Source organism: Psychrobacter sp. DD43, from assembly GCF_904846555.1.
Lineage (GTDB): Bacteria > Pseudomonadota > Gammaproteobacteria > Pseudomonadales > Moraxellaceae > Psychrobacter > Psychrobacter cryohalolentis.
The window spans coordinates 1-18957 of record NZ_CAJHBE010000018.1 but is presented as its reverse complement, the minus strand read 5'-3'; the positions used below and the strand labels follow the sequence as shown (position 1 = coordinate 18957).

The 18957-nt window shown below is 42.9% G+C and carries 17 protein-coding genes and 1 pseudogene; 8 read left to right on the top strand and 10 right to left on the bottom strand.

The genetic code is table 11. The features are described from left to right. The first annotated feature begins 48 nt into the window (after nt 1-48). Nucleotides 49-753, top strand: coding sequence for a phosphate regulon transcriptional regulator PhoB (gene phoB, locus JMX89_RS09935; RefSeq protein ID WP_011514526.1), 705 nt, complete (start codon nt 49-51; stop codon nt 751-753). Between the two features lie 105 nt (nt 754-858). Continuing rightward, the gene (gene phoR / locus JMX89_RS09930; RefSeq protein ID WP_201531974.1) at nt 859-1935 is read left to right on the top strand and encodes a phosphate regulon sensor histidine kinase PhoR; all 1077 of its coding nucleotides are present in this window, start codon (nt 859-861) and stop codon (nt 1933-1935) included. A 13-nt stretch (nt 1936-1948) separates the two neighbouring features. On the opposite strand, the gene JMX89_RS09925 is transcribed toward phoR, so the two are convergent. Continuing rightward, a complete protein-coding gene (locus tag JMX89_RS09925) occupies nt 1949-2539 on the bottom strand; it encodes a M23 family metallopeptidase (protein ID WP_133104877.1) in 591 nt (196 codons plus the stop codon). Nucleotides 2540-2875: 336 nt separating this feature from the next. Between JMX89_RS09925 and JMX89_RS09920 the strand changes: the two genes are divergently transcribed. After that, nucleotides 2876-3604, top strand: coding sequence for a putative quorum-sensing-regulated virulence factor (locus JMX89_RS09920; protein WP_201531973.1), 729 nt, complete (start codon nt 2876-2878; stop codon nt 3602-3604). Between the two features lie 10 nt (nt 3605-3614). Here JMX89_RS09920 and JMX89_RS09915 read toward each other — a convergent pair whose 3' ends face one another. Beyond that, the gene (locus JMX89_RS09915) at nt 3615-4508 is read right to left on the bottom strand and encodes an alpha/beta fold hydrolase (protein WP_201531972.1); all 894 of its coding nucleotides are present in this window, start codon (nt 4506-4508) and stop codon (nt 3615-3617) included. A 343-nt stretch (nt 4509-4851) separates the two neighbouring features. Between JMX89_RS09915 and JMX89_RS09910 the strand changes: the two genes are divergently transcribed. After that, nucleotides 4852-5529, top strand: a complete 678-nt coding sequence (locus JMX89_RS09910) for a TIGR00730 family Rossman fold protein (protein WP_020444341.1) — start codon at nt 4852-4854, stop codon at nt 5527-5529. Nucleotides 5530-5623: 94 nt separating this feature from the next. Here JMX89_RS09910 and JMX89_RS09905 read toward each other — a convergent pair whose 3' ends face one another. Continuing rightward, complete coding sequence (locus JMX89_RS09905; RefSeq protein WP_201531971.1) at nt 5624-7216, bottom strand: FAD-dependent oxidoreductase; 1593 nt, start codon at nt 7214-7216, stop codon at nt 5624-5626. Between the two features lie 610 nt (nt 7217-7826). Between JMX89_RS09905 and JMX89_RS09900 the strand changes: the two genes are divergently transcribed. Continuing rightward, complete coding sequence (locus JMX89_RS09900; RefSeq protein ID WP_201531970.1) at nt 7827-8261, top strand: hypothetical protein; 435 nt, start codon at nt 7827-7829, stop codon at nt 8259-8261. Nucleotides 8262-8381: 120 nt separating this feature from the next. On the opposite strand, the gene JMX89_RS09895 is transcribed toward JMX89_RS09900, so the two are convergent. Further along, nucleotides 8382-9005, bottom strand: coding sequence for a YceI family protein (locus JMX89_RS09895; RefSeq protein ID WP_201531969.1), 624 nt, complete (start codon nt 9003-9005; stop codon nt 8382-8384). Nucleotides 9006-9439: 434 nt separating this feature from the next. Here JMX89_RS09895 and JMX89_RS09890 point away from each other — a divergent pair, with 434 nt between their 5' ends. Continuing rightward, nucleotides 9440-9721: a type B 50S ribosomal protein L31 gene (locus JMX89_RS09890; protein ID WP_011281173.1), complete on the top strand. Its 282-nt coding sequence runs from the start codon at nt 9440-9442 to the stop codon at nt 9719-9721. A 118-nt stretch (nt 9722-9839) separates the two neighbouring features. Here the strand turns inward: JMX89_RS09890 and JMX89_RS09885 are convergent, their stop codons facing one another. From JMX89_RS09885 to JMX89_RS09870, 4 genes are all read right to left on the bottom strand, one after another. Further along, on the bottom strand, nt 9840-10682 hold the full coding sequence (locus JMX89_RS09885) for an SGNH/GDSL hydrolase family protein (RefSeq protein WP_201531968.1): 843 nt from the start codon (nt 10680-10682) through the stop codon (nt 9840-9842). Next, nucleotides 10676-12073, bottom strand: coding sequence for a nicotinate phosphoribosyltransferase (locus JMX89_RS09880; RefSeq protein WP_201531967.1), 1398 nt, complete (start codon nt 12071-12073; stop codon nt 10676-10678). Before JMX89_RS09880 ends, JMX89_RS09885 begins: the two co-directional genes overlap by 7 nt. Nucleotides 12074-12183: 110 nt before the next feature. Beyond that, nucleotides 12184-13233: a bifunctional nicotinamide-nucleotide adenylyltransferase/Nudix hydroxylase gene (locus tag JMX89_RS09875; RefSeq protein WP_201531966.1), complete on the bottom strand. Its 1050-nt coding sequence runs from the start codon at nt 13231-13233 to the stop codon at nt 12184-12186. A gap of 206 nt (nt 13234-13439) precedes the next feature. Next, a complete protein-coding gene (locus JMX89_RS09870; protein WP_201531965.1) occupies nt 13440-14399 on the bottom strand; it encodes an alpha/beta fold hydrolase in 960 nt (319 codons plus the stop codon). A 366-nt stretch (nt 14400-14765) separates the two neighbouring features. Between JMX89_RS09870 and nfuA the strand changes: the two genes are divergently transcribed. Together nfuA and JMX89_RS09860 are read left to right on the top strand one after the other, a co-directional pair. Then, nucleotides 14766-15449: a Fe-S biogenesis protein NfuA gene (nfuA, locus tag JMX89_RS09865; protein ID WP_041753256.1), complete on the top strand. Its 684-nt coding sequence runs from the start codon at nt 14766-14768 to the stop codon at nt 15447-15449. Between the two features lie 224 nt (nt 15450-15673). After that, nucleotides 15674-16978: an O-acetylhomoserine aminocarboxypropyltransferase/cysteine synthase family protein gene (locus JMX89_RS09860; protein ID WP_201531964.1), complete on the top strand. Its 1305-nt coding sequence runs from the start codon at nt 15674-15676 to the stop codon at nt 16976-16978. A 115-nt stretch (nt 16979-17093) separates the two neighbouring features. Here the strand turns inward: JMX89_RS09860 and JMX89_RS09855 are convergent, their stop codons facing one another. Further along, nucleotides 17094-18113, bottom strand: coding sequence for an adenosine kinase (locus tag JMX89_RS09855; protein ID WP_201531963.1), 1020 nt, complete (start codon nt 18111-18113; stop codon nt 17094-17096). 58 nt (nt 18114-18171) lie between these two features. Further along, nucleotides 18172-18864 (bottom strand): annotated as a pseudogene (gene rsmI / locus JMX89_RS09850) (16S rRNA (cytidine(1402)-2'-O)-methyltransferase); the annotation flags it as partial. Nucleotides 18865-18957: the final 93 nt, after the last annotated feature.

Sequence of the window (18957 nt, the reverse complement as noted above, 5' to 3'; positions counted from 1 at the left end):
TACTGCTTTTATAAACGCTATTTTGTCCTCTAACATTAAGAATACATTATGTCTAAAGAGCAAATTTTGATTGTTGAAGATGAAGACGCCATTCGGGAAATGGTCGTCATGACCCTAGAGATGGCAGGCTTTGATAGTTTGCAGGCAGCGGATGTGTCAGAGGCGCACCAACAAGTGGTCGATCATCGTCCAGCGCTGATTTTATTGGACTGGATGTTACCCGGTGATAAAAGTGGTATCGATTTTTGCCGTATGCTAAAAAGCGATACCCTGCTCGCCGAGATACCGGTTATTATGTTGACCGCCAAAAGTGAAGAAGACAGTAAAGTGCATGGTCTTGATGCAGGCGCTGATGATTATATGACCAAGCCGTTCTCGACCCGTGAGCTTATCTCAAGAATCAAAGCGGTATTGCGACGTAGTAACGCGCTAAGCGGCGACAAACCTATTAATATAGGCAGGCTAACTTTAGATGCCAAAAGCCAACGCTTTATGGTGGGTGATGACATTATCGATATGGGTCCGACAGAATATCGCTTATTGGCGTTTTTTATGAGCCATCCTGAGCGCGCTTATACCCGTGCTCAGCTGCTCGATCAAGTATGGGGCGGTAACGTCTACATCGAAGATAGAACCATTGATGTTCACGTAAAGCGTTTGCGCACATTACTACGTCCACATGATTGTGATACATTGATACAAACGGTACGCGGTACAGGTTATCGATTTTCTAGCCGTATCGAAAAAGGGTAATCGCTAGTAATATGAATATTGTATAGTGTCACCTTTTAATAGTGTCGCCTTTTATCGGGAGCGGCCAATAGTAGAAAAATTATAAAAAATAATGGATAAATAAAAATGCCTATCCAAGATAATGAGCAAGGTGCCACAAATCAACTTAAAAAAATCAGAAGTGCTTTACGAGCATTACGTGATGCTGTGATTTTGCTCAATGACGATGATGGACTTGAATGGTGGAACCAAGCGGCGCAGGATTTATTATTGTTGCAATCCTCAGATAAAGGCAGGCGTATTTTTGAATTCATTAAAGTGCCTGAATTTATTAAGTATTATCAGGAAGCAACAATGATTAATATCGATGCCGATGCCGATGCCGACGAGAGTGTGCATATCGTCTCTTGGCAAGACCCAAATCGTTATTTAAAGTGTGAGCTGACGCCATTTGGCGATGAAAAACTACTGATCATTTATGATGTGACCCGCTTGCAGCATTTAGAAGCGATGCGCCGCGACTTTGTGGCCAATGTCTCGCATGAGCTACGTACACCATTGACGGTCTTGATGGGATATCTGGAGAATTTTTCTGATCAGCCAGATATGCCTGCGAATTGGCGTCGCGGTTTTGAGCTGATGACTCAGCAAACGGCACGCATGAATAGGGTGGTCAATGACTTATTACTACTGTCTCGTATCGAAATCGAAGAAACCCATGCGTTTAATGAAATCGATATGACCAAGCTGCTCACTCATGTCTATGATGATGCACAGGCGTATAATCAAGAATATAAGCATACGATTCACTTGCATATTGATACCTATGACGGGCTATATGGCTCAGAGATGTACCTAAATAGCGCACTGTCCAATCTAGTGATTAACGCGATTAAATACACACCAAAAGGTGGCAATATCTCTATTAGTTGGACTAAGACTGCTGAAGGCTGCAGATTTGCTGTTGAAGATAATGGTATCGGTATCGCACCAAAGCATCTTGCCCGTTTAACTGAGCGTTTTTATCGCGTTGACAGCGGGCGCAGCCGAGCAACAGGTGGTACGGGGCTTGGACTGGCGATTGTAAAACATGTCTTATATCAGCACGAAGCGAGCTTGCAAATTGAGTCTGTAGAAGGCATTGGCTCGACATTTAGTGCCGTGTTTCCAAATAACCATGTACGATCTGCCGCAATGAATTAATGCTTAATATACTTTAATCCTTTTGCAAAAGTGGATAAGGATTTACCGCATTACCATTAATATAAATTCCATAATGAACATGCGGCGGTGTGCCTTTAGCATTGCCGCTATCGCCCACGTAACCAATGGTATCACCAGCATTTACCCAGTCATTGGGAGAAATGTCAGCATAGTCTTCCAAATGCGCATAATAGTGTCCTGCGCCGCCTGGTCCCACTATCATAACGACGCGACCGCCTAACGCATTTTCGCCTACCTTGCTGACGATACCTTGGGTCGTCGCTTGAATCGGCGTGCCGCGCGCTGCAAAAATATCAATCCCTTCATGTGAGCGACCTTGACTACGAGCAGCGCCCCATGTATCAGTCAGATGCTGCTTGGGTAGCGGATTTGGCAGGCTATTCTCTGTTGGTAGCGGGTGTTGCAATAGGCTAAGCTGCTGCCATTTTGCTATGAAAAATGATTGAGTTTGTTGGCTGATACTCGGTAATAATCTGTCAAATACGAATAATAGCATCAGCAATACTGCGGCCTTGATAAGTACGCTAATTGCACGGCTGATAAACGTAGGATTTGGTTGTTCGTGATTGCCATCTGGTCGCATCGACATCTCTTTGTCTTGTTATTGCTTTCACTAATATTATATAGATATTACCTTTGGCTCTTCGTATAGCATTGTTATATCTGACTTTTATCCCCATAAATGAAAAGCTACTGAATCTAATTGCATCTATTATGTAGTTGGTCCTGAATAAAAGAAGTACAAATGTTATCAATCACTACTGGGATTAATTTTGCTTGCTGTAGCTAGCTGACAGAAGCTGCGAATAATTAACCCCAGTAGTGTTGTGCTCCTTCAAAAGTAGATTAATCATAATGCTCCTTTTAAACGAGCAAAACTATCTGTCATTTATGTCCAACTTGCTATGGTTAAATTTTTATGGCTGCTGCTTTTAACATGGTCGATACTGCGCTGATTATCGATACCGAAACCGATCAAGGTCGTGATCCACGACCTATCCAAGTGGCAACGATTAACGTAGCTACGGGCTTTGAGTGGATGAAATACTTTAATAGTGGTCGCTCAATATCGCCAGTTGTGATTAGAGTCCATGGCATTACCGATGACGATGTGGCTGGGCTTGAGCGTTTTGAGCTTGAGCAGTTTACATTGCCTGAGTATCTTATTGGGCATAATGTACGCTTTGATTGGCGGGTAATTGGTAGTCCTTCCGCTAAGCTAATTTGCACCGTTAGGCTGGCACGCGTCGCCTTTCCTGAATGGAGCGCCTATGGTCAGTCCAAGTGTATCGAGCAGTTATTGGGCAAGGGTGAATCTAGTAGGATGACGATTGCCGCTCATGATGCGCTCGGTGATGCTCGTATGTGTTATCTACTGTATCAGGCTTGCTGCGAGCGCTTAGCAATTGCACCAACTGATTTTGCAGCAGCGCATGCTATTGCCAATAAAGCCAATCCAGTTAGTAAAATGCCCTTTGGTAAATATAAAGGGAAAGTGATTAAAGAGGTGCCTATCGATTATGTAAAATGGATGCTGGGTAATATCCATAATCTGCAGCCGTCGCTTTATTCTGCATTGACCAAACGCATCAAGGCAGAAGCGGCAGAAAACGCAAAAGAATCAGTAGACGAATCCGTAATTAAATAGGCTCTGAAGTCTATTGATTATGTAACCAATCAATAGCCATTTGCCACAGCTTAGGCGCTTTAGCATTGGTTCTGCTACTAAAATAACGCATGTGACCGATGCTACTAACACCAAAATCTTTGGGATCTAAAAAGCGTTTTTCTGCTGGCATTTTGGTAAAAACGCGAATCATATCATCCATATTTTTGCTATTGGCAATCTCATCATCACTAAACCCTAGCCATAACGCTGGCATATCGATCTCATCATAAAAATGCGTGTGTATACTTTTCCCAAAGGCGGTCTTGATATAGCCTGCGCCATTACACCACTCACGCCATTGACGAGCGACGCCGCGCGGCAGCGGCTCGCCCATGCCGATTTTATCCGATGGCGTGTAGCCTAACGTCAGATTAGTGAGAGGAATAAATGCTTCCATAAAACCTATGGCCTTAAGCTTATAAGGCAGGTCCATGTTTTTGATGCGACCCGATGAGCAAGCGACATTAAATATTGAAGCAATAGACTGGTAATTTGGCATCAAACCAATGAGCTGACCGCCAGCGCTATGACCAATCAAATGATAAGTGGCATCGGTAAATTCATCTTGCAAGGCCTCAAGGACGGCTGGCATGTCGTGGCGACCCCAGCTGATTAAAGATGCATCACATTTTGCCAAGTCAGTTGAGAGTGACTCACCGATACCTTCATTATCGAATGTCAGTATGCCAAAGCCATGCTCGGCTAAGTGAGTGGCAAAGTTATGATAAAACTGGCGTTTGATACCTGTTGCTGGTGCTATCATGATGGCCGTCTTTACAGGCGTTTTGGGACGATAGACAGTTGCTGCTAATGCCTGATTGCGATCGGTCATAATGCTTAATGAATAAGCCTCTGTTTGAGTAATAGTAGGGCTGTTTTCCATGGTTAAACCTTAACATATTGTAGTCATTTTTATGAATGAGCTTTGTTAGCAAAGAGAGGGCGTTAATTTGCAATAAGCTGCCAATGTGTAACCTTAAAAATGTAGTAATTGCGTAGTGATAAATGGTTGTGACCGCGTGATAACATTGCTTATGTTAAAATAAATCTCAGTAGGGAAGGCGCTCAAATATGACTTCTAAGTTCTATCCCAATTTATCTTGCATGATATGATCCATTAAGACTGAACTGAATAACTATCTTGACTATTCAACATGCACGGATAAAAATGCTTTAACAAACAAGTTCTTAATAAAAACAATTGATATAAAAGTTAAGGAAGCTATATGCAAATGAAAATTAACAATGACACGTATGAAGTGATTACCAGTCAAGATATTACTAATATCGAAAAAGCCGTGGATAAATCAGCGTTAACTATGCCGCTAGTTGCGGTCTATTGTGGGTCGCGTTTGGGTAATGATGTCATATATGAGCAAGCCGCACGAGAGCTTGGTGTGGCATTAGCAGACAATGGCATGGGTTTAGTATACGGTGGCGCGAGTATCGGGCTGATGGGCGCAGTCGCTGATGAAGTGATTCGAGGTGGTGCAGAAGCAGTCGGTGTGATTCCAACCTTTATGCTCAAACACGAAATTGCTCATGAGCAGCTGACCCGTTTACATCTCACAGATACCATGCACACGCGTAAAACAGTGATGGCAGAATATGCTGATGCCTTTATTACTTTACCGGGTGGGCTTGGTACTTTAGAGGAAATCATGGAAATCGCCACATGGCGCCAGCTATATCAACATGAAAAGCCAATGATTATTCTGAATATTAATGGTTTTTATGATCGTATGATTGAGCATTTAAAATATACCACTGAGCAAGGGTTTATGAAGCAAGAAGATCTTGAGCGCTTAGTAGTATGTAACACGATTGGTGATGCTATTGATTTACTGCAGACGATGGTCAAAATAGATGCTGCTGTCGATACAGAAAAGATGGCTGGCAACTAAAAGCAGATATATAAGCAAATATGAAAAAAGGGAAAGAATGGCTAAGAAAAGCAATTCTTTCCCTTTTTTTGTCCGCTAACTAAAAATATCTTTCTTAAGTTCTATAATTATCTGAACTATTATTAATATTTAAATCCTCTAACGCTTTTTCGCGAATACCACGATTGACGCCTGCCATTGCCTGCGGAAAGCCACGCTCTTTTGCCAAATCACGGGCGACTGTCTCAATAGCCAGACTGTCGTTGTGCGCCAGATACGCCCACTCATGAGAATAGCGATTGCGGTTCACGGGCGTATCAAGTTCAATCAAACCAAGCTCACTCAATTCATCAACGATTTGATCTGCCGCAATTAGAGTTGAAGATGCTTTGACGTTTTCAGCACGGGCATAGCGAATATTAGAGTATAAGCTCACATCAGCGACCCGGAGTGTATCATCCTCACCAGGAATTTGCTGCCCACCGTATAAAGCATTGCCGACAGTACGGGCACTATGGAAGGTCGGTACAAATTCTGCCACATAATCAATCGCTTGTTGGCTACGCGCTTGTAGCGGTGCTTTGTCCCAACCATCTTCGATATAGTGCACATATTGCGGCGGCAATTTTGGTTGGGCGCTGTCTTTACTTGAAGCCACCAAACCATCATTAAATAGCGTGATAAAATTACTCATGCCATGTATCTGAAAATAACCACCTGGATAAGGGGTTAGTTGTGCCATCCCTTCAGGTGTACCGCGATTACCATAGACAATAATCTCTGGTATCTGTCCACCAGTATCTTCCCAATGAGTAATATAAGAGGATTTAAACTCTACCATACGCGTGACTTTGACACCGACCATATCATCAATCACCCCTGTACGAAAACCACAGGCATTGACGAGGTAATCAACTTCGATGGACTCGATTTTGCTATTAGATTGCGCTTCAGGATCTAAACCAGCGCCTTGCTGATAATCAATACGCCATTTGGTCACATGATGATCAGCATTTGAGCAGTTTTCACAATCAACTGGCATGACCTGCTTTACTTGAGTATCAGTAAAGACATGCGCATGCTCATAACCATCTAATGCCAATTGCGCCGATGCTGCCAAGCGAAAGATATTCCAGCCATATTCTTGTACCACAATCAGCGGAAATTTAACTTTATTTAAATCTAAATACTTAGCAACCGGTATCATCCATTCATCAACGGTAGTTGGCACAGTCACTTGCTCACGCTCAGACAATGCAATCAGTTGTTCATGACTGTAGAGCTGATAATAATCTTCCGGTTCACCCAGTACTTTGTTATTGGCATCTTGAGCAATCAGCTCACGATAGGCATCGGTCAATATCTCAAGCCGCGGTAGCAAGTCTTCCGGCATGCCGTCATCACGAGTCGGCACCGCAAATACCGTTGGGCGTACATCAATGGTATAAGGATAAAGACGTAAAATATCGATGCACTGTTTGAGAAGGGCGACGCAGTCCTCGTCAGGGATTTCGCGGTAGAGATTGCCACCGGCATGCAAATGGCACATAGGCGGACCATCAATCAGCGATTTGTTTTTTTCGAACACGTAAGTTTCAAGCCCTAACGCTGCCAATCGAATGGCAATGGTTGCCCCCGCCGTACCACCACCGAGGATACCGACACGTTGAGTAGCAATTACTTGATTATTCATGAGAGAGTGAGTCATTGTCGAGGTTATATCCTTAATAGCATTTGCATCAAGTGGTACTTAAATCAGTACTTAAAGGCGTACTTGGCATAGGCATGAGGCGGCTTATGGATATTGATATGCGTGCAGAGGCAGTCAAGTTCAACAGTGATCATAAATCTCAATGGTCACATTCGCCATTGTGTAGTCATGCTTAATTTCTATAGCGCTATTCTACAAAAAACGTTGGGGAATAGAACGGCAAATTGGTAAGTGCATACATGATTTTTGTCAACGTTTAACCCAAAATTCTATTGGCCATAAACTTACGCAATCAAGATAATATCTTTAATTCAATTTAAAAGCGTCATCCTATTGTTACCATAGGGACGAGCAGATTTACTTTCTCCTAAAACCGCTAATTACTGATGGTATTAAGTATTTTTGTTTGGCGAAATTGTAATGTTTATGGGCTTTTGTAAATTTATATGAGGACAAGAATAACAGCTATAAATCCTATGCTATATTTAAAATCTCAATAATGGGTTTAAGATATTCGCTTGCAATTTATTATGGCTTAAATCCTAGAGTGATAAGAACGATCTAATAACAATTAACAATCTATGATGACAATGACAAGGAAGTTATTATGAAACATATTTTAGTTTTATCCACTCTTAGTGGTGTGTTGGCTCTTAGCGGTTGTTCCACGCTAAACAATATGGTCGGTAATGACGACTCTGGTATGCATGACGTGCAAGCAACCAATAAAAATACTGCGCCTGTCATGAGTAAAAACGGCATGCTGGTTGATTCTCGTAACCATATGACTTTGTATACTTTTGATAAGGATTCGATGAATAGATCAGAGTGTGGCAGCGCTTGTATGCTAGTTTGGCCGGCATTTATGGCACCTAGCAATGCCAAAGCTTCAGGGCAGTTTGCTGCCTTCCAACGTGAAGACGGCAAGTATCAATGGGCCATGAACGGCAAGCCGCTGTATTTCTATGCCAATGACACCAATGTTGGGGATAAAGATGGCGACAATAAACTTGGTGTTTGGCATATCGTTAGAACCAAGTAAGGTCTGAATATAAAGACTAAGTTTTACCATAAAAAAGCAGCCATCTAATGGCTGCTTTTTATTGCAATATTTTTAACTGCAAATTTACTTCATAAAAGTATAACATTGATATGTATAAAGCTATTTTGCTTTATTCTTCGTAGTCGCTTTTTTCTCAACCAGCTCACCGTCTATTTGAATGGGTACTTCAGTCGTAATACCACTTGCAAAAGCGGTCATGCCATAAGCAGCTCGGTCAATCACACCGGTGGCACGAAAACCAATAACTGGCTCTTTGGTCATCGGGCTATTGGCTATTTTATTCAAAGTCACATCTAGGGTCAGTGGCTTGGTTTGACCCAGTAGAGTGAAGTCACCTGTGACTGTGGCTTGTTGTGGATTCTTAAAGGTGATGTTAGTCGATTTAAAAGTCATGGTTGGATATTTTGCCACATTAAAAAACTCATCTTTTTTCAAATGAGCATCGCGAGCATCCCAATTGGTATCAATGCTGTCAGTGGCAATGGTGAAATTCATATTGGCTTTATTGGGTGTTTTGATATCGTAATTGACCATACCTTTGACATCATTAAAGTGACCCATGGTGGTCGAAAACCCTAAGTGATTGACTGAAAATCCGACACGGGTATGTGCATCATCTAGCTGCCATTGAGTTGGTAGCGCCGCACTTGCCAGCGTTGTTATAGCAATTGCTGAGCCAAATAGAACAGCTTTTATACTGTTTTTCGCTATTGTATTTTTCATTGTCTTATCCTCATTAAATGTTAGTATTCAATTAGTATTGATAATTAAATCACCAATACTAATTGAATATTATTAAATTAATCTTAAAAATTAATAGTTATTGATTATATTATCTAACGCATCATTATACGCAGCTTGTCTATCTGCCTCAATACTATTGATGCTGCAGTGACAAATTAGCACTGATAACCCTCACAACTGCTGCTTGCATCAAACCCCAAAAACCGGTAAAATCGCGGTTTGATTTTCCCGCTGGGGAAAGGCTAAGCGAGCAGAGGAATGGTGTTGGGTGCTGGAATAAGCCAGTGACGCAGCTGCCATACTTATCAATGTCCTTAGTGCCTCAGTTACGTATGTCATCGTTTGCTGAACGCATTGTTAAAAATGCTGTTTTGCAAAGTCGTTATACATACATCGGACATAGAGAGTTTATTATGCGTAAAGATATCCATCCTAATTACCAAGAAGTTTTATTCCACGACACTAACGCTGACGTGTTCTTCTTGACTCGTTCAACTGTTAAAACCAAAACCACTCGTGAATACGAAGGTTCAGAATATCCATACTACCCACTTGATATCTCAAGTGCGTCGCATCCATTCTATACTGGTGAGCAACGTAAAACTTCTACTGAAGGTCGTGTTGCAAGCTTCAACAAACGTTTTGGTGCGTTTGGTGGCCGTAAGAAAGCTGCTGATACTGACGCTGCAGAATAATTCACACGTATTGTGTGATATTATTTTGAGCATGTGTTCTCTCAAGCATGCACAGTGATGGTATTAAGAATATAAAAAACCGCTGACTATTCAGCGGTTTTTTTGTGCTAGCTTTTGGCTAATGGGTTGATGAATCAAGTAAATCTACAATCAGCTCCGACAATTGCTGCGCCCAATAGCCATACATCAGGCTACTTGGATGAAAGCCATCGCTCGCAAACATTACCTTGATATCGATCGGCGTACCGTTAGAGTGCTCAGCGATCATGCGTGGGAAATCCGTTGCCATATAAGTGACGTTTTTATGAGCCCTGCAGATTTGCTGCAATATTCCGTCAAGAATAGACGCTTTTGCGCCAACAAAGTTATTTAGCGGAGCAGGTATTGCTGGCATTTGTGCCATAGGCGGTAGACTTAAAAAAACCAACTTGCGCACGCCGAACTTACGCTGAGCGATGGCAATAATATCTTTGATTTGCTGTTGCCACTTGTTTACAGCAACACTCGATGTCGTATCATTGACCCCAACACTTAGTATCATCACATCGATAGGCTCGTTTGGTGCTGGCATAATATATAGCCTGCGTAGAATATCAAAACTGGTGTGCCCCGTTGTCGCTTGCAGTGACCAGTTCAATACCGCAAACTGCTCATTAATAGTGGGCTGCTGCTGCAAGATTGGAATGAGCTTACCAACGAGCGCTTCTTGCTGCGTTTCACTACCGACCCCAGCGGCTGCTGAATCACCAACGATCATGATATGTAGTGCGGGTTTATTCTGAGCGGCTGACTCGTTACTGGCATGATCCAGTTGCACAGACCCATGTCTTTCTCCATTTGGCTCAGGCAAACGGACCGTATCTCGTTTGATTTTTCGACCTTGATAAAGGTATACAGGAGCAAATAAAACATCCTTTGCAGCAGCGGCTATTTTATTCTGTATTTTGCTAGTAGCTACCATCCTGCACGCTCTCTAATAATAGTTAGACTCTCGTCTATAAGTAATTTTCCATCAACATAAATATCACGTAGTAGGTTATCTGCGTCTGCAGATAGGTCTTCAGCCTTAATCGTTTTTAGCTGTCCATTACTGTGTTTGATTAATGCCAAACGCCCTTTTTTCGAGCGCTTTGAACGACTGGTGATCGGGTCTTTATAGATGTCTTTCCATATACCATTGATAGAGATAGCACTGGCTTTCATTGCCCAGCTCATGGTATCGCGATTGACTTGTTGTAGCAGTCCACCACCCATACCGAAAGTCACGTTATCAGCGCTAAAGCCTGCTTTCATGACCACATCGATAATCTTACTCAAGCTTTGTGGACTGATGCCATCACCTTGAATAACACGCACATAATCGGGCAGGACTTTGTAGCCTTTACTGTTGACTGTCGTACCAAACTTTACTGCCAGACGCTCCAAGGCTTCGCGTACGACTTTGGCCGGGTCGCCACTGTCTGGTCTGATAACTAAGGTACCGCCCATATTTTTTACATCGTTTTTTAGGCTGCCGCCCCAAATATTGTCAATGGCATTCCATAAGTCATAGCTGTCAGAGACAACAGAAAAGCTTTTACCTGCCCCGCCAAACTGTTCAATCATATTGGCAAAGGCAGCAGTTTCACCGTCGCGTCCCCATGCCGTCATCGTGCTATGCTCAGCGGCAGGGATAGAAAATGCTGGCATGTCTTTATCCATCTGATACCAGCGGCTGGCAGCCACCAAAGCCGTCATCGAATCGGTACCGGCAAAATTGACTAAATGTGCAAGACTACCGAGGGCGACAGACTCTTGGCTAGAAGCCCCGCGTGAGCCGAAATCATGCAAACGAAAGGTTAGCGATTCTGTATTGTCCGCAGACTTCTCTAGTGCTTGACGAATGATGTTTTTACAATAGTGCGAGACACTAGCGACCGTTGATGGATACCAAATTGCGCGCAGTAGCGCCGTTTCGATATAGCTTGGTAGCCAATAAAACTCAGGGTCGGTATTTATGATTTGGCAGACGACATTGGATACAGGCACGATACTACCTTCAGGTATGGCTTCGATACGTAGTGGTAAATAACCACCATGTTTATCAACCAAGCGCTCCCAGCCAGCACGGTTAAAGGTTAAGCCATGTGCTTGAATGACCATTTCGGCTTCATCAATGTCTCGATGAGTGATTGGCGTGCTTAGATATTCTTTGATAAAGGCTTGCAAGCCAAAGAACACCACATCGTAGTCGCCTTTACGTGCCTCAATATAGCTCGATAGATATTCACTACCGCTTGGATATTGCACCCAATGTGAGGTTTTGTAGCTGTCGCTATTTAGGATTAAATTATTTAAATTACTGGTGTACATCACAGAACTCCTCTGCTTTGAGATGCCGCAACGATGGCGGCGCGAAGCCTTTACCGTCTATCGGTTTAGGAAATTATTAATAAAGGATCGCATAGCCGTCTGACAAAATATTATAAGCCGACCATTTTGGTGATAATCGCATAATGATCTTCAAACATCATTTTGGCATCAAGCTCGGCGAGCGGCAACCAAAACGCTGTGGTTGCGTCATCGCCGCCTTTTACTTTTGGCAAGCCTTTTGGGTCATTTTTGAGCTGAAAATAAAATGCTTGAGTAATCGTACGCCCACGCGCTGAGCGGTAAGGATCATCAAAGGTATGCTGACTATGACAAGAGCCACGCAATACGGGCTCAGGGACTTTGAGGCGAGTCTCCTCACGGAGCTCACGGATACAGGCGTCAAATAGTGTCTCTTTTGGGTTTAAAAATCCACCCGGCAATGCCCACAATCCTTGCCCCGGCATACTACGGCGCTCAACCAGCAAGATATGTCCTGACTGTACGACTAAGGCATCGGCGGTCATAAAGGTTGGCGGATAAGGAGCAGACTCCCATTGTCTTTTATACTTATCAACAAAATCGGCTTCATCGTGCAGTTGTTGATATTCGCTTGTTTTCTTGAATTCATCCAATACGTTGCGCGTTGACTCAGGGGTGCGCTCAGGCGTTGGTGTAGCACCCATCAAATAGCTGTCACGTATAGGCGTTGCGGATAAGTTATGATAATTGGGTACGGAGACAGATGCCCAGTTGGGGAACAAAGATAAATAATACGATGAGCTGTCTTTTGAGTGACCAATCAGACCGATATCAGTCTGCAAGTCACCAGTGACGGATTTGACGCCAGCTTGTACATATTGTAGCCAACGCGTGTCATTGTAGAGTGCATCATCGAGTCCAACGCAGTGGATACGCGCAGCTTTCTCTGCTGAATAGGCGCCCTTAATCATAGCCGCGCGCTCAGCAACACTAAAAGGATTTCGCAAACTACGTGGCAGATTAGCAGAACCGATGAGCATAATCACATTGTCAGCACGCTTGAGTGCCTCATCAATAACTGCTTTATGACCACAATGAAAGGGCTGAAAACGCCCGATAAATACCAAATAGCGATAGTGTGTATTGTTTTTATTTGAAGTTTGCTCTGATGCTTCACTCATAAACGCCCAGCTCCTGCCGTACTGCTATCAATTATTAATGGGGATTTTTTAATTATTGGTTGTTAACTAGGATTCAAAATATTATCAATTCAAAATAATTTAAAGACATCAATACTGACACAGGCTGCAACTGGCTGGCAAGTGTAAAGATGTTTAAGGCTGTATCTATATTATTGAGCAATCAAGCTAGAGGTAAATATATAAAGTTAGTCGCTATGCTTGTCAATCCACGCCGCAACTGTTGGCCAAACCTCTCTGGCAGCATGACGGCTATTTAAAATGCGGCTATGCGTATAGTCGTCTAAATTGCCATTGCTAAACGAGTACTCACGAAAGGTATTCGCATGATTATTAAAATCATTAAACAGTGCGCGACAACCCAAAGTGGGGGAAATAAACTGGTCACCTTTGGCGCTAATAGCATATATGGGTATGGTAATCTTTGGCATATGCTGTCGGTAATCAAAAGGCCTAGTATCAGAAATTATATGTGGCACCCCATTATTATTCATGTCGCTTTTATTCGTATCGCCTTGCTTGATAAAACTACTGTGAAAGTTTTGCTGTAAGTTCCAGTCATACCACTGCTTCATTGTATGGTAGCTTTCATTGACAGGACCCAGTTTGAGTTTTTGCGCAGGAATATAGCCCGATAAGCGATTGAGATATTTGGCGATAAATATTTTGACACGGTTAATAGGGTGCAAGGCGGCGCCATAGGCTTGGCAGGCAAATAGGCTGATACTGTTTATTTTGTCGATATAGTCTGGGTTTTGAATGAGAAACATGGTTAAGCCGATACCGCCGCCGCTATGAGTGACGCAGTGCAGATTATCGAGGTCTAATTGATGACATAAATAGTCAAACGTCGCAGCAAAATCATAAGTGGCAATGGTTTCGAAGTTAAATTTATCTTTTGATGCTAAGCTTGCACCATGACCGCGCCATTCCATGATATAACAATGATGTCCGAGTATTGCTAAGTATTCAGCGATTCTTAAGCAGGTTTTTTTGTCTGAAAATGTACCATGAGTTAAAAAGATATTTTGGGCTCTATAAGTAGAGTTGTTAGATAAATATTGCTGTTTTTTACTATCAAAAATATGCCAAATAGCGATTTGTACATTATCTTTTGTGCTCACAAATTTTAGATTTTCAGTCAACATACAGGGCTCTCTTAAGACTTAAGTTTTCTGAGCAAATTTCTTTAGCTGCTCTCATTGCTTGTAACAGCTTTTAACTACACTGAATGCATCATAGACTTGATAAGTCAGCTTACTGTCTTTATATACAATGAAGATACGGTCAGCTCACTATAAGTGAGGATCATTACAGATAGCCACTGCTAATTCACACCGCTGCAGTCGGAATAGTCGACTAAGTGCGCTATAATGAGCCGTATAAATAGATAGCTGTCATGGTCAAAGCAACAAGCGATAAGCATGATAGTCACTGACACATATTCCCTTGCATTGACGACACAAGAAGCGGGTACACAGCACGCTGGTGTCATAACACAGATAGGACGCATTATGAGTGAACATAACCCAACGGATACTCAAGTAGAACCTGCTGCCGATTACGAGTCAGCGCTTGATACTGAGCAAACTGAGGCTAAAAGCAATATTACCATCACGGAAGCGGCGCAAGGTTACTTAGCGGATTTGTTATCTAAGCAAGACACCGATGGTATTGGCGTACGTATTTTTGTTGAACATCCGGGTACACCGCGCGCTGAGTGCTGTATGGCTTACAATCAGCCAGGCGAAGAGGATAGTGCTGACCTGAAATTCAGCTACGATAATTTCTCTGCTTTTATTGAAGCGGCGTCAGTACCTTATTTAGAAGATGCGGTAATTGACTATAATAAAGACCGTTTTGGTGGTCAGTTGACCTTCCGTGCACCAAACTCTAAAGTGCCAAAAGTGGGCGCTGATGCCAGTGTGGAAGAGCGTATCAACTATGTGTTGCAGTCTGAGATCAATCCAAGCCTAGCGGCGCATGGTGGTGATGTGCAATTGCTTGAATTGATTGATGAAGAAGGCGTTGGCTTGACTGCCGTATTGAAATTTGGTGGTGGTTGCCAAGGCTGTTCAGCGGTTGATATGACCTTGCGTCAAGGCGTTGAAGTGCAGCTGAAACAGCAAATACCCGAGCTGACTCAAGTGATTGATGAGACCGATCATACTCGTACTGAAAACGCCTATTATAAATAAGAATGCTTTGATTAATAAAACTAATCGGTGATTATAAGTACGAACAGGATGCTTGTTTTTTATTGCTTATGCGTTTTTGTCATTAAGTGATGGATAATTTGCTATTCTTTTCATAAAGAAGTTGAGTTATGATTAACTCAGCTTTTTTTATGCCTATCGTTTAGCGATAGCTATTTTAATCAACAAGTATTTTTTGATAGCGAATAAATATATAGGAGCACAACATGAGTGACGGACAACCAGCTAAGCAAAATAATCAACGCCTTGAAACCTTGACGATTCATGCCGGATATACTGTAGAGCCGACCACCAAAGCGGTCGCCGTGCCCATTTATCATACCAGCTCATATGCGTTTGATAATACCCAGCATGGTGCAGACTTATTTGATTTAAAAGTCGCTGGCAATATTTATACCCGTATCATGAACCCGACCAATGCGGTATTAGAAGAGCGCGTTGCTGCACTTGAGGGTGGTATCGGCGCGCTTGCTGTGGCTTCTGGTATGGCTGCCATCACTTATGCGATTCAAACCATTTGTGAAGCAGGCGACAATATCGTTGCGGTATCGACACTATATGGTGGTACTTATAACTTATTCGCTCATGCATTACCACGCCAAGGTATCGAGGTGCGCTTTTTTGACCACAAAAACCCTGAAGCGATTCGTGATTTAATCGATGATAAGACCAAGATGGTCTTTGCGGAAAGTATCGGCAATCCACTCGGCAATATTATTGATATCCAAGCACTCAGTGATATCGCGCATGAATATGGCGTGCCAGTCGTGATTGATAGCACCGTTGCGACACCTGCATTATGTCGTCCATTTGAGTTTGGTGCGGATATTGTCATTCATTCATTGACCAAATATATGAGCGGTACCGGTACCTCGATTGGTGGCGCTATTGTCGATAGTGGTACTTTCCCTTGGGGCGATTATCCTGAACGTTTTCCATTATTAAATACCCCAGATGCCAGCTATCATGGCGTAAACTTCGTCAAAGACGTTGGCGCTGCAGCATTTATCGCCCGTGCTCGTGTAGCACCGCTGCGAAATACTGGCGCAGCACTTAGCCCGCTCAATGCCTTTAGTATTTTACAAGGTTTACAGACGCTAGGTTTACGTATGGAGCGTCATGTTCAAAACGCGCAAGCGGTTGCAGAGTATCTACGTGACCATGATAAAGTTGCTTGGGTAAAATATGCTGGTCTGCCTGACCATCCTGAGCATGAACTTGCCAAAAAATACATGAAAGGGACGCCATCTGCTATTTTGACTTTTGGGGTAAAAGGTGGGCTTGAAGCAGGCTCGCGCTTTATTGATGCTTTGAAGCTGATTACACGCTTGGTGAATATCGGTGATGCCAAATCACTAGCTTGTCATCCAGCAACGACCACCCATCGCCAGCTCAATGAGCAAGAGCTCGAAAAGGCAGGCGTCAGCATTGATATGGTTCGTTTATCAATTGGTATTGAGCATATCGAAGATATCAAAGCCGATTTAGAGCAAGCATTGGCTGCGGCTTAATTAAATAATAGCTTATAAAGCAGAAAGCCCGTATCAAATCGATATGGGCTTTTTATATTCTCTAAACTATATTTTCTAAGCTATCTAAACACTGCTAAGTATTAGGCTTCATTTTTTAAGCAGTCAGTACACGTTTGGCAATATTCTGATAATCTTCTGACGCTAAACGTGGACCGAGCTGTTGAATCACTTGCGCGGCAACTGCGCTGGCAAGACGACCACATTCTGGCAAACTATATTGCTGTGACAAAGCATATAGAAATGCGCCCGCATAGTTATCACCGGCACCATTGGTATCGATGACACTATCGACTGCTGGCGTAGGGATATCATGAATTTCAATGTTGGACTCATCATTTGGCTGATGTGCAATCACTGCACCATTAGCACCATCAGTGACTACTGCAATTTGGCAGTATTCAAGTAGCGCACGCGCCGCTGACTTGTATTCTTTTTCATCTGTAAATAAACGTGCCTCTTCACTATTGCAGAATATCACCGCAACTTTATTGCCGAGCATATTTAGCAAACCCTCTTTAGCGAATTTCACAACGGCTGGATCAGCAAAGCTAACGGCAATCTTGGCACCGTTTACAGTCGCTTGCTGACGCAATTGATCCATCGCTGGCTGAATACCTGCAGACATCGCAAGGTAGCCTTCCAAATACAACCACTCAGCTTGAGTTAACGCGTTAAAGTCAACGTTATCAGCGGTTATATCGCTTGAAGTACCTAGGAACGTCTGCATAGTACGCTCGCCATCTTCAGTTACTGCAACCACACATGAGCCGGTTACACCGCCTATATGAATGGACTGAGGTGAGGTGACAACACCTGCTTCATGTAAGTCTTTTAAATAAAATTCACCTTGCTTATCGTCGCCGACGCGGCAGGCATAAAAAGGTTTACCGCCCAAACTTGAAAACGCATACATGGCATTGGCAGCTGAACCGCCACCCGCTTGTTTTGATGGTTCTATTTCTGCCAGCTTAAAATATGCCAATAATTGCTGTTGTTCTTCAATACCTGCCAGCGTCATATTACCTTTAGTCAGGTCAGTTTCTTCTAGTGCAGCATCTGATAACAGATATTCGTGGTCAACCAAGGCATTACCTATCGCCATCACATCGTACATTGCTTATCTCTCCTCAAAGAATTTATAACTGCGTCTATTCGGTTGGAATGTCTAAAAATTATTGAGTTTGTAGCTCAAGTAAGCGCTGATAGAGCGCATTCTTTTTAACACCGGTAATATCAGCACCTAAAGCGGCAGCTTTTTTAACTGACAAATCCTCTAGTAGCCGTTGCAGTAATTTATCATGAATACTGATGTCATCATCGTCTTGCGCAACATTGGCTCCAGCGACCACCACCACTATTTCGCCGCGCTGCTGATTGTCATCCGCTTTAACAAATTCAATCAATTCGCCAAGCGTACTTTTATTTACGGTCTCAAAGGTTTTGGTCAATTCACGGCAAAACGTTACTTCGCGCTCAGCACCAAATACAGTCGCCATATCTTCTAAACTGGCAATAATACGGTGCGGCGCTTCGTAAAATATTAAGGTTTCAGTGCGAGAGTGCAATGCTGCCAGCTGCTTTTGACGACCATGTGTTTTTGCTGGTAGAAAACCAATAAAGCTAAAGCGGTCTGAGGGCAATCCTGCAACAGACAGTGCGGCAATAGCAGCAGAGGCGCCAATAATAGGGGATACACGAACGCCAGCAGCATGTGCTGCTTGTACCAATTGATAACCTGGGTCACTAATAAGTGGCGTGCCAGCATCACTAATCAACGCAACAGAATGACCTTGCTCAATCATTTCAATAATTTTGGGTGTTTGAATGGCGCTATTGTGCTCATGATAAGCCCAAAGCTTATTATGACCTTTTTGTTTAGCCTGTCCCGTCCTGAAATAAGTTTACGAAAAAGGAGCTTATTCATGGACAAGTTAGACACTGTAAAGGTTAAGCGCACT